This is a genomic window from Pseudomonas sp. 05N434, assembly GCF_056396965.1.
Genome location: NZ_JBFTMK010000137.1, coordinates 1 through 11,132 on the forward strand (window position 1 = coordinate 1; position 11,132 = coordinate 11,132).

At 59.8% G+C, this 11,132-nt stretch carries 11 protein-coding genes; 9 read left to right on the forward strand and 2 right to left on the reverse strand.

What is annotated here, in order from left to right; translation table 11 throughout:
- The 4 genes from AC1DLB_RS11355 to AC1DLB_RS11370 all read left to right on the forward strand — a co-directional run.
- The coding region (locus AC1DLB_RS11355) for an ABC transporter permease subunit (protein WP_477785017.1) at nucleotides 1-734 on the forward strand (734 nt) is incomplete at its 5' end.
- Between the two features lie 11 nt (nucleotides 735-745).
- A complete protein-coding gene (locus AC1DLB_RS11360) occupies nucleotides 746-1,657 on the forward strand; it encodes an ABC transporter permease subunit (RefSeq protein WP_064621194.1) in 912 nt (303 codons plus the stop codon).
- Between the two features lie 10 nt (nucleotides 1,658-1,667).
- Nucleotides 1,668-2,636, forward strand: coding sequence for an ABC transporter ATP-binding protein (locus AC1DLB_RS11365; protein ID WP_477785018.1), 969 nt, complete (start codon nucleotides 1,668-1,670; stop codon nucleotides 2,634-2,636).
- On the forward strand, nucleotides 2,636-3,616 hold the full coding sequence (locus AC1DLB_RS11370; RefSeq protein WP_477744040.1) for a peptide ABC transporter ATP-binding protein: 981 nt from the start codon (nucleotides 2,636-2,638) through the stop codon (nucleotides 3,614-3,616). The genes AC1DLB_RS11365 and AC1DLB_RS11370 overlap by 1 nt, the downstream gene beginning before the upstream one ends.
- A 112-nt stretch (nucleotides 3,617-3,728) precedes the next feature.
- On the opposite strand, the gene AC1DLB_RS11375 is transcribed toward AC1DLB_RS11370, so the two are convergent.
- Both AC1DLB_RS11375 and AC1DLB_RS11380 read right to left on the reverse strand, forming a co-directional pair.
- On the reverse strand, nucleotides 3,729-3,944 hold the full coding sequence (locus AC1DLB_RS11375; protein WP_018929513.1) for a hypothetical protein: 216 nt from the start codon (nucleotides 3,942-3,944) through the stop codon (nucleotides 3,729-3,731).
- A 293-nt stretch (nucleotides 3,945-4,237) separates the two neighbouring features.
- A complete protein-coding gene (locus AC1DLB_RS11380; RefSeq protein WP_064616153.1) occupies nucleotides 4,238-5,821 on the reverse strand; it encodes a peptide chain release factor 3 in 1,584 nt (527 codons plus the stop codon).
- Nucleotides 5,822-6,181: 360 nt separating this feature from the next.
- On the opposite strand from AC1DLB_RS11380, the gene AC1DLB_RS11385 reads away from it, so the two are divergent.
- From AC1DLB_RS11385 to AC1DLB_RS11405, 5 genes are all read left to right on the forward strand, one after another.
- Nucleotides 6,182-6,898 carry an ABC transporter permease gene (locus AC1DLB_RS11385; protein WP_477785019.1) on the forward strand — a complete coding sequence of 239 codons (717 nt, stop codon included), beginning with the start codon at nucleotides 6,182-6,184 and terminating at the stop codon, nucleotides 6,896-6,898.
- Between the two features lie 20 nt (nucleotides 6,899-6,918).
- On the forward strand, nucleotides 6,919-7,821 hold the full coding sequence (locus AC1DLB_RS11390) for a glycine betaine ABC transporter substrate-binding protein (protein WP_477744041.1): 903 nt from the start codon (nucleotides 6,919-6,921) through the stop codon (nucleotides 7,819-7,821).
- Between the two features lie 18 nt (nucleotides 7,822-7,839).
- Nucleotides 7,840-8,493, forward strand: a complete 654-nt coding sequence (locus AC1DLB_RS11395; RefSeq protein ID WP_018929509.1) for an ABC transporter permease — start codon at nucleotides 7,840-7,842, stop codon at nucleotides 8,491-8,493.
- Complete coding sequence (locus AC1DLB_RS11400) at nucleotides 8,490-9,647, forward strand: osmoprotectant ABC transporter ATP-binding protein OsmV (protein WP_018929508.1); 1,158 nt, start codon at nucleotides 8,490-8,492, stop codon at nucleotides 9,645-9,647. Before AC1DLB_RS11395 ends, AC1DLB_RS11400 begins: the two co-directional genes overlap by 4 nt.
- Nucleotides 9,648-9,955: 308 nt before the next feature.
- A complete protein-coding gene (locus AC1DLB_RS11405; RefSeq protein ID WP_018929507.1) occupies nucleotides 9,956-11,119 on the forward strand; it encodes a type III PLP-dependent enzyme in 1,164 nt (387 codons plus the stop codon).
- Nucleotides 11,120-11,132: the final 13 nt, after the last annotated feature.

The following is an 11,132-nucleotide window of genomic DNA, read 5'->3' on the forward strand; positions in this document are numbered from 1 at the left end:
GCTCTCTATTCCCCGCGACCCTGGAACTGGCCTCGGCCGCCATGTTGTTCGCCGGCATCCTGGGCCTTCTGGCCGGGGTGATCGCGGCACTCAAGCGAGGGTCCCTGTTCGACCATGGGGTAATGGGTGTCTCCCTGGCGGGATACTCGATGCCGATCTTCTGGTGGGGCCTGATCCTGATCATGTTCTTCTCGGTGAGCCTGGGCTGGACCCCGGTATCCRGGCGGATCGACCTGCTCTACGACATCGAGCCACGCACCGGTTTCATGCTCATCGATACGTTGCTGGCCGATGACGTCGGAGCGTTCTTCGATGCCCTGCATCACCTGATCCTGCCAGCCATCGTGCTCGGCACCATCCCGCTGGCGGTGATTGCGCGGATGACCCGCTCGTCGATGCTCGAAGTGCTGCGTGAAGACTACATCCGCACCGCCCGCGCCAAAGGCCTGTCGCCATCGCGCGTGGTATTCGTGCACGGTCTGCGCAATGCGCTGATTCCAGTACTGACCGTGGTCGGCCTGCAAGTCGGCACGCTGCTGGCCGGCGCGGTCCTGACCGAAACCATCTTCTCCTGGCCCGGCATCGGCAAATGGCTGATCGAAGCCATTGGCGCACGGGACTATCCCGTGGTGCAAAACGGCATCCTGTTAATCGCCTGCCTGGTGATTCTGGTCAACTTCGTAGTGGACATCCTCTACGGCTTTGCCAACCCACGCATCCGTCATCAGCGCTGAGATCAATGACCATGACCACTCTCACTACACCGGTAGCAGTCGATCAAAGCCTGCTGTATCCGTCGCCCTACAAAGAATTCTGGCATGCGTTCTCCAGGAACAAAGGCGCTGTCGCCGGCCTGATGTTCATGCTGCTGGTGATTTTCTGCGCGATCTTCGCCCCATGGGTCGCACCGCATAACCCGAGCGAACAGTACCGCGACTTCCTGCTGACCCCGCCCTCCTGGCTGGAAAGCGGGCATATCCAGTTCCTGCTGGGTACCGATGAACTCGGTCGTGACCTGCTGTCGCGTTTGATTCACGGCTCGCGCCTGTCCCTGCTGATCGGCTTGTCATCGGTGGTGATGTCGCTGATTCCAGGCATCCTGATGGGACTGTTCGCCGGGTTCTTCCCGCGCGTGCTCGGCCCGACCATCATGCGTCTGATGGACATCATGCTGGCCCTGCCGTCCCTGCTGCTGGCGGTGGCAATTGTCGCCATCCTCGGCCCTGGCCTGATCAACACCATTATTGCCATCGCCGTGGTTTCGTTGCCGTCCTATGTTCGTCTGACCCGCGCCGCGGTGATGGGCGAATTGAACCGCGACTACGTGACCGCCGCGCGCCTGGCCGGTGCCGGTCTGCCTCGCCTGATGTTCGTCACCGTGCTGCCCAACTGCATGGCGCCGCTGATCGTTCAGGCCACCTTGAGTTTCTCCTCGGCGATTCTCGATGCCGCGGCACTGGGCTTCCTCGGCCTTGGCGTACAACCGCCAACCCCTGAGTGGGGCACCATGCTGGCTTCGGCTCGCGACTACATCGAACGCGCCTGGTGGGTGGTGAGCTTGCCTGGTTTGACCATTTTGCTCAGCGTGCTGGCAATCAACTTGATGGGCGACGGCCTGCGCGATGCGCTGGACCCGAAACTCAAGAACGCCGCCTGAGGAGATTCAAATGTCACTGTTAGAAATCAAGAATCTCAACGTTCGCTTCGGCGACGCCAACGCCGTTCCGGTGGTCGATGGTCTCGACATATCCGTGGAAAAGGGCGAAGTGCTGGCCATCGTTGGCGAGTCGGGTTCCGGCAAGTCCGTGACCATGATGGCGCTGATGGGCCTGATCGAGCGTCCGGGGATCGTCACCGCCGACGCCCTGAATTTCGACGGCAAGAACATGCTCGCGCTCAGCAACCGTCAGCGTCGACAGATCGTCGGCAAAGACCTGGCCATGGTCTTCCAGGACCCGATGACCGCGCTGAACCCGAGCTACACCGTGGGCTTCCAGATCGAAGAAGTGCTGCGCCTGCACCTGAAAATGTCCAGGAAGGACGCTCGCAAGCGCGCCATCGAACTGCTGGAAAAAGTGGAAATCCCCGGCGCCGCCAGCCGTATGGATGCCTACCCGCATCAACTCTCCGGCGGCATGAGCCAGCGTGTTGCAATCGCCATGGCGATTGCCGGCGAACCAAAACTGCTGATYGCCGACGAACCGACCACCGCACTCGACGTAACGATTCAGGCGCAGATCATGGACCTGCTGCTGGCCCTGCAGAAAGAGCAGAACATGGGCCTGGTGCTGATTACTCACGACCTCGCGGTCGTGGCCGAAACCGCCCAGCGCGTGTGCGTGATGTACGCCGGCCAAGCGGTTGAAGTCGGTCAGGTGCCACAACTGTTCGACATTCCGGCGCACCCGTACAGCGAAGCGCTGCTCAAGGCCATTCCAGAACACAGCCTGGGTGCTGCGCGCCTGTCGACGCTACCGGGCATCGTTCCCGGTCGTTACGACCGTCCGCAAGGTTGCCTGCTGTCGCCGCGCTGCCCGTACGTGCAAGACAATTGCCGCACCCAGCGTCCAGCCMTTGACCAGAAAAGCAACAGCCTCGCCCGCTGCTTCTACCCGTTGAACCAGGAGGTGGCGTAATGGCCGTCGTACTTACCGCCCGCAACCTGACCCGTCACTACGAAGTGTCTCGCGGCCTGTTCAAGGGTCATGCGACCGTACGCGCCCTCAACGGTGTGTCGTTCGAACTGGAAGCCGGCAAGACCCTCGCTGTCGTGGGTGAGTCCGGTTGCGGCAAATCCACCCTGGCCCGTGCCCTGACGTTGATCGAAGAGCCATCCTCCGGCTCATTGAAAATCGCCGGGCAGGAAGTCGCCGGCGCCGACAAGGCTCAGCGCAAGCAACTGCGCAAAGATGTACAGATGGTGTTCCAGAGCCCGTACGCGTCGTTGAATCCACGGCAGAAAATCGGTGATCAACTGGCTGAACCGCTATTGATCAACACCAACCTCAGTGCCGCCGAACGTCGCGAGAAAGTCCAGGCGATGATGAAGCAGGTGGGCTTGCGTCCCGAGCACTACCAGCGCTATCCGCACATGTTCTCCGGCGGTCAGCGCCAGCGGATCGCCCTGGCCCGCGCGATGATGTTGCAGCCGAAAGTGCTGGTGGCGGACGAACCGACCTCGGCGCTGGACGTGTCGATTCAGGCGCAGGTACTCAACCTGTTCATGGATTTGCAGCAAGAGTTCAACACCGCCTACGTGTTCATCTCCCACAACCTGGCGGTGGTACGCCACGTTGCCGATCACGTGATGGTGATGTACCTCGGCCGTCCGGTGGAAATGGGCCCGAAAGAGGACATCTACACCCGTCCCCTGCACCCGTACACCCAGGCGTTGTTGTCGGCGACGCCGACCATTCACCCGGATCCGGACAAGCCGAAAATCAAGATCGTCGGCGAACTGCCAAACCCGCTGAACCCGCCGTCCGGCTGCGCCTTCCACAAGCGCTGCCCGTACGCGACCGAGCGCTGTGCCATCGAAGAGCCGGCCCTGCGTCTGCTCAACACTCGCCAGGTGGCTTGCCACTACGCCGAGCAATTCCTCGACGGCGCGGCCTGAAAAAAACGCGCCCCGGTGCCGGGGCGCGCTTTTGCTGAGTTAACCAAACCCCTTCTGCCCCGACTGCGCATCAGTCAGGCAGAAGGGGTTTTCTTTTGCCTGTCATTCAGGCTCAAGTGTCGTCTTCGTTGCTGTCCGGGTCGTCGGTCGAGTCATCATCGTTCGAGCTACCCGATTCCGATGCGGCGAGCATCAGCTCGCTGTGCACGCCTTGCCCGCTCCAGGCCTGTTCATCATGGTTCGTGCACTCCGCCCACGCCGCTGACGTGCCGAGGGATAGCATCACCAAAACCTTCAGCAGCAACACTATGCGTTGAATAATGCTCATAGCCGATTCCATCCTTTCTTGGGTGAAGCATGGGTGCCGGAATGGCGCAGAGAGAAATTTAGCGCGATTCTCCAGATAGGACGCTAACGAAGGTCGGGAAATGCCGTGAGAAGGGAGATTGGTTTCGAATAATGCCTATAACCAGATCAACTAAGTGATGCGGGCTCGCCGAGCACGGAAGGAAGAACCCTGTCGCACCCGGACAACCGAGTCGCTTCAGTGCGGTACACAGCCCAGACAATAAAAAGCCCCGAGACTCGCGCATCGGGGCTTTGGGGTTTGCAACTCAGCGCTTAGTGATGCTCACGCGTCGCACGGAATTTCACGTCCGGCCAGCGCTCTTCCATCAGTGCCAGGTTGACCCGGGTCGGGGCCAGGTAAGTCAGGTGACCGCCGCCGTCGAGGGCGAGGTTTTCCACGGCCTTGTTGGTGAATTCCTCAAGCTTCTTCTTGTCGCCGGACTCGATCCAGCGCGCGGAATACACGGTGATCGGCTCGTAGGAGCACTCGACCTTGTATTCCTCTTTCAAACGGCTGGCGACCACATCGAACTGCAGCACACCGACGGCGCCGAGAATGATGTCGTTGCTGCGCTCGGGGAAGAACACCTGGGTGGCGCCTTCTTCGGCCAGTTGCTGCAAGCCTTGACGCAGTTGCTTGGATTTCAGTGGATCGCGCAGGCGTACGCGACGGAACAGTTCCGGGGCGAAGTGCGGGATGCCGGTGAAACCCAGGGTTTCGCCTTCGGTGAAGGTATCGCCGATCTGGATGGTACCGTGGTTGTGTAGGCCGATGATGTCGCCGGCGAACGCTTCTTCCAGTTGCTCACGCTCGGAGGAGAAGAAGGTCAGCGCGTCGCCGATCCGCACGTCCTTGCCGGTGCGCACATGGCGCATCTTCATGCCCTTTTCGTATTTGCCGGAGCAAATGCGCATGAAGGCGATGCGGTCGCGGTGTTTGGGGTCCATGTTCGCCTGGATCTTGAACACGAAACCACTGAACTTCTCTTCCACCGGCTCGACGGTGCGCTCGTTGGCGACACGGGCCAATGGTTGCGGTGCCCAGTCGACCACAGCGTCGAGCACGTGATCGACACCGAAGTTGCCCAGCGCGGTACCAAAGAACACCGGGGTCAGTTGGCCGTCGAGGAATTCCTGTTGATTGAATTCGTGGCAGGCGCCCTGCACCAGTTCCAGCTGCTCGATGAAACGCTCGTACTCGTCACCCAAGTGCGCGCGCGCTTCATCGGAATCGAGCTTCTCGATGATTTTGGTTTCGGTGCGCTCATGACCGTGGCCGGCGGTGTAGACGATGATGTAGTCGTCGGCGAGGTGATAAACACCCTTGAAGTCGCGGTAGCAACCGATCGGCCAGGTGATCGGCGCGGCCTTGATCTTCAGGACCGCTTCGATTTCGTCGAGCAGTTCGATCGGGTCGCGGATGTCACGGTCGAGTTTGTTGATGAAGCTGACGATCGGCGTGTCACGCAGACGGCAGACGTCCATCAGGGCGATGGTCCGTGGTTCTACACCCTTACCGCCGTCGAGGACCATCAATGCCGAGTCCACCGCAGTCAGGGTGCGGTAAGTATCTTCGGAGAAGTCTTCGTGGCCCGGGGTGTCGAGCAGGTTGATCATGTGGTCGCGATACGGGAACTGCATGACCGACGTGGTAATGGAAATACCCCGTTGTTTTTCCATTTCCATCCAGTCGGAGGTGGCATGGCGGTCGGACTTGCGAGATTTCACCGTGCCGGCAACCGCAATCGCCTTGCCCATCAGCAAGAGCTTCTCGGTGATGGTGGTCTTACCGGCATCGGGGTGGGAAATAATGGCGAAAGTGCGGCGTTTCGCGACTTCGGCGGCCTGTTTGGTCATGGGAAATCGCCTGGCGGTGATTCAAAAAAGGGCGGCGAGTATAGCTTAAAAAGTGATCTACGGACCACCACGCACAGGAGCTGCCGATGGCCGTAATCAGCGCGGGCAGCTCCTTCTTGGTGGCTAAATGCTGCTGATTATGGAACCTTTTAAAAGCTGGAGACGTCCACTCCCCTGTTACGACCCATCGTCAGGGGCTGAAAAATCAGCAAGTTAGCCTGACGAGGCTGCGCTTATGGCTCTATCTCATGCGGTTTCATCAGCATGAAGAGCTGCTTCTCGCGAACGTTATTTTCCCGGCAGCCAGGAATGGCATGCCACACGGGACTGCGTTCGCCGACTGAAAAAAGGAGTCTGCCTGTGGCTATTCGCTATGGCAAAGGGCTGACAGGAGGTGCGGTTGTCGTCGCTCTTCTGGCCCTGCTGGTCCACTGGATTGGCATCAACACGATCGAACAGTACCGCGACGATTTGTTGTTTTACCTGCAAGCTCATCTGATTCTTGTCCTCGCTTCCATGCTGGCTGCCCTCGTTGTGGGCATCCCCGCCGGCATCGTTTTAAGCCGCCCGCCCCTGGTGGGACGCGCCGAACGCTTCATGCAGATCTTMAACATCGGCAACACCGTGCCGCCGCTCGCCGTACTGGCCATCGCCCTGGGCATCCTCGGCATCGGCAGCGGTCCGGCAATCTTCGCTCTGTTCCTGGCTTCGCTGTTGCCGATCGTGCGCAACACCTATGAAGGGCTGAAAAACGTTCAGGGTTCGCTCAAGGAAGCCGCCGTCGGCATCGGCATGACCCCGACTCAGGTGCTGTGCCGGGTCGAACTGCCGAACGCCGTGCCAATCATCATCGGTGGAGTGCGCGTGGCATTGGCGATCAACGTCGGGACCGCGCCGCTGGCGTTCCTGATTGGCGCCAACAGCCTGGGCAGCCTGATTTTCCCCGGCATCGCCCTGAACAATCAGCCGCAACTGCTGCTCGGCGCGGCCTGCACCGCCCTGCTGGCCTTGCTGCTCGACGGACTGGTGACACTCGCCAGCCGCCTCTGGCTCGAACGCGGCCTGCGCCCGTCTTAAGCCTCGGCAAAGGAATTCTCATGAAGACATCAAGCTTTTTACTAGGCTGCGTTCTGCTGTTCGCAGGAATCGCCCAAGCCGCTGAAAAACCCGTGATCCGCATTGGCGCCCGGGTGTTCACCGAACAAACCCTGCTGGCGGAAATCACCTCCCAATACCTGCGCACCAAGGGTTACGACACCCAGGTAACCGGCGGCCTGGGCAGCAATCTGGCCCGCAGTGCTCACGAAAGCGGCCAACTGGACATGCTCTGGGAATACACCGGCGTCTCGCTGGTGGCTTACAACCATGTCACTGAAAAACTCGACAGCGCGCAGTCCTACGCCCGGGTGAAAGAACTCGACGAGAAAAAAGGCCTGATCTGGCTGACTCCGTCGAAATTCAGCAACACCTACGCCCTGGCCCTGCCGGAAAAAACCGCGAAGGCTTACCCGCAGATCAACACCATCAGCCAGTTGAACGAGGTGTTGCAAGCCGAGGCGAAGACTAATCACCTCGTCGCTTTGGACACCGAATTCGCCAACCGTTCCGACGGTCTGGGCGGCATGGTTGATCTCTATGGCATGAACCTGACCCGCAATAACATTCGCCAGATGGATGCCGGGCTGGTCTACACCGCCCTGCGCAACGGCCAGGTGTTCGCCGGCCTGGTCTACACCACCGACGGTCGCTTGAACGCCTTCAAACTCAAGCTGCTCGAAGACGACAAGCATTACTTCCCCGATTACACCGCCGCGCCGGTGGTGCGCCAGGCCTACCTCGAAGCCCACCCGAAACTCGCCGAAGAGCTCAAGCCACTGGCCGAACTGTTCGACGACGCCACCATGCGCCAGCTCAACGCACGGGTCGATGTCGATCACGAAAGCCCTTCATCCGTTGCCGCCGATTTCCTGCGCCAGCATCCACTGCTGTCTGTTCAATAAGGCAGAGGAGAAAAAGACATGGAATTTCTCAACGCCTTTTCCCATCTCGATTGGCCGCTAGTGCTGCACCTGACCTGGCAGCACATCACCCTGGTTGGCATCGCGGTAACGCTGGCGATTCTGGTCGGCGTGCCGCTGGGCATCCTGATGACCCGCTTCCCGACATTGGCCGGCCCGTTGCAAGCCAGCGCCACGGTTTTGCTGACCGTGCCGTCGATTGCGCTATTCGGYCTGCTGTTGCCGTTCTATTCCAGGTTCGGCCAGGGCCTGGGCCCGATGCCGGCAATCACCGCCGTGTTTCTCTATTCGCTGCTGCCGATCATGCGTAACACCTACCTGGCGCTGACCGGCGTGGAACCCGGCATTCGCGAAGCCGCCCGGGGTATCGGCATGACCTTCGGTCAGCGCCTGCGCATGGTCGAACTGCCGATTGCCGTGCCGGTGATCCTCGCCGGTGTCCGCACCGCCGTAGTGATGAACATCGGCGTGATGACCATCGCCGCCACCATCGGCGCCGGTGGCCTCGGTGTACTCATCCTCGCTTCCATCAGCCGCAGCGACATGTCGATGCTGATCGTCGGCGCGGTGCTGGTCAGTCTCCTGGCCATCTTCGCCGACCTGCTTCTGCAATGGCTGCAACGCACGCTGACTCCAAAAGGACTGCTCAAATGATCGAACTTCAAAACCTCAGCAAGACCTTCCAAAGCAACGGCAAAGATGTGAAAGCCGTGGACTCGGTGAGTCTGACCGTCAATGAAGGCGAGATCTGCGTGTTCCTCGGGCCATCGGGCTGCGGCAAGAGCACCACGCTGAAAATGATCAACCGGTTGATCAAACCGACTTCGGGCAAGATCCTGATCAACGGCGAAGACACCACCGACCTCGACGAAGTGACCCTGCGCCGCAACATCGGTTATGTGATCCAGCAGATCGGTCTGTTCCCGAACATGACCATTGAGGAAAACATCACCATCGTTCCGCGCCTGCTCGGCTGGGACAAACAGAAATGCCACGACCGCGCCCGCGAGTTGATGAGCATGATCAAGCTTGAACCCAAGCAATACCTGACTCGCTACCCCCGTGAATTGTCCGGCGGCCAACAACAGCGGATCGGTGTGATTCGAGCGCTGGCGGCGGATGCGCCGCTGTTGTTGATGGACGAACCGTTCGGCGCGGTCGACCCGATCAACCGCGAAATGATCCAGAACGAGTTCTTCGAAATGCAACGGGCGCTGAACAAGACCGTGATCATGGTCAGCCATGACATCGACGAAGCCATCAAGCTCGGTGACAAAATCGCGATTTTCCGCGCCGGCAAGCTGTTGCAGATCGACCACCCGGACACCTTGCTCGCGCATCCGGCGGACGATTTTGTCAGCAACTTCGTCGGCCAGGACAGCACGCTCAAACGCTTGCTGCTGGTGAAGGCTGAAGATGCGGCGGACAACGCGCCGTCGGTGAGCCCGGAAACCCCGGTGGCCGAAGCCCTGGAATTGATGGACGAACTGGACCGGCGCTACGTAGTGGTGACCTGTGCCGAGAACAAGGCCTTGGGCTACGTGCGCCGTCGCGACCTGCATCGCCAGACAGGCACCTGCGCGCAATACCTGCGCGAGTTCAACGCCACCGCGGCGTACGACGAGCATTTGCGCATCCTGCTGTCGCGCATGTACGAGTTCAACCGCTCGTGGCTGCCGGTGATGGATGCCGAGCGGGTGTTTCTGGGGGAAGTGACTCAGGAATCGATTGCGGAATATTTGAGCTCCGGCAAGTCCCGTGGGGGCAAGACCAGCATTGTTTCGCCAGCGGAAACTGCGTTGGCCTGACTTGTATGAGGTTCTAGTGCTTTTGTGGCGAGGGAGCTTGCTCCCGTCCGGCCGCGAAGCAGTCGTGAAGTCTTTTGTTGATCTCAAGCCCCTCACGCCCTAAAGTTCGCGCCGAACGTCCATGCTGGAAACGATCCATCCGGCTCAAGTACTGACGACGAGACAGCAAGGCCAAGGGAAGCACCGCCTCCCATGGCCTTTTTGCTTTCGGCGACATGCCTTGGGAAGTAGGCGAACCAAAGTGGGGATACGGAGGGCGTTCATTTGCACCCATTGATAATTTCAGTTTGCCAGTAGGAGTTCCCAGCATGTCGATCAACGTCGAAGACTATTTCGCGCGCGAAACCTTCCAGAAAATGAAGGCCTTCGCCGACAAACAAGAAACCCCGTTCGTGGTGATCGACACCGCGATGATCGCCCAGGCCTATGACGACCTGCGTGCCGGTTTCGAATTCGCCAAGGTCTACTACGCGGTCAAGGCCAACCCGGCCGTGGAAATCATCGACCTGCTCAAAGAGAAAGGCTCGAGCTTCGACATCGCCTCGATCTATGAGCTGGACAAAGTGCTGAGCCGTGGCGTCAGCGCCGACCAGATCAGCTACGGCAACACCATCAAGAAATCCAAAGACATTCGCTACTTCTACGACAAGGGCGTGCGCCTGTACGCGACCGACTCCGAAGCCGACCTGCGCAACATCGCCAAGGCCGCTCCGGGCTCGAAAGTCTACGTGCGTATCCTGACTGAAGGCTCGACCACTGCCGACTGGCCTTTGTCGCGCAAATTCGGCTGCCAGACCGACATGGCCATGGACCTGCTGATCCTGGCTCGTGACCTGGGCCTGGTGCCATACGGCATCTCGTTCCACGTCGGTTCGCAGCAGCGCGACATCAGCGTCTGGGACGCGGCAATCGCCAAGGTCAAAGTGATCTTCGAACGCCTGAAAGAAGAAGACGGCATCCACCTGAAGCTGATCAACATGGGTGGCGGCTTCCCGGCCAACTACATCACCCGCACCAACAGCCTGGAAACCTACGCTGAAGAAATCATCCGCTTCCTGAAGGAAGACTTCGGCGACGACCTGCCGGAAATCATCCTGGAGCCGGGCCGTTCGCTGATCGCCAACGCCGGCATTCTGGTCAGCGAAGTGGTGCTGGTGGCGCGTAAATCCCGTACCGCTGTAGAGCGTTGGGTGTACACGGATGTGGGCAAGTTCTCCGGCCTGATCGAAACCATGGACGAAGCCATCAAGTTCCCGATCTGGACCGAGAAGAAAGGCGAGATGGAAGAAGTGGTCATCGCCGGCCCGACCTGCGACAGCGCCGACATCATGTACGAAAACTACAAGTACGGTTTACCGCTGAACCTGGCCATTGGTGATCGTTTGTACTGGCTGTCGACCGGTGCGTACACCACCAGCTACAGCGCCGTCGAGTTCAATGGCTTCCCGCCGCTGAAATCGTTCTACGTGTAAGCACTGCACGCAG

Excerpts from the sequence above, each read along its gene's own strand:
- AC1DLB_RS11360 (WP_064621194.1), top strand. The coding sequence starts at position 746 with ATGACCACTCTCACTACACCGGTAGCAGTCGATCAAAGCCTGCTGTAT.
- AC1DLB_RS11400 (WP_018929508.1), top strand. The coding sequence starts at position 8,490 with ATGATCGAACTTCAAAACCTCAGCAAGACCTTCCAAAGCAACGGCAAA.
- AC1DLB_RS11390 (WP_477744041.1), top strand. The coding sequence starts at position 6,919 with ATGAAGACATCAAGCTTTTTACTAGGCTGCGTTCTGCTGTTCGCAGGA.
- AC1DLB_RS11370 (WP_477744040.1), top strand. The coding sequence starts at position 2,636 with ATGGCCGTCGTACTTACCGCCCGCAACCTGACCCGTCACTACGAAGTG.
- AC1DLB_RS11375 (WP_018929513.1), bottom strand. The coding sequence starts at position 3,944 with ATGAGCATTATTCAACGCATAGTGTTGCTGCTGAAGGTTTTGGTGATG.
- AC1DLB_RS11405 (WP_018929507.1), top strand. The coding sequence starts at position 9,956 with ATGTCGATCAACGTCGAAGACTATTTCGCGCGCGAAACCTTCCAGAAA.
- AC1DLB_RS11380 (WP_064616153.1), bottom strand. The coding sequence starts at position 5,821 with ATGACCAAACAGGCCGCCGAAGTCGCGAAACGCCGCACTTTCGCCATT.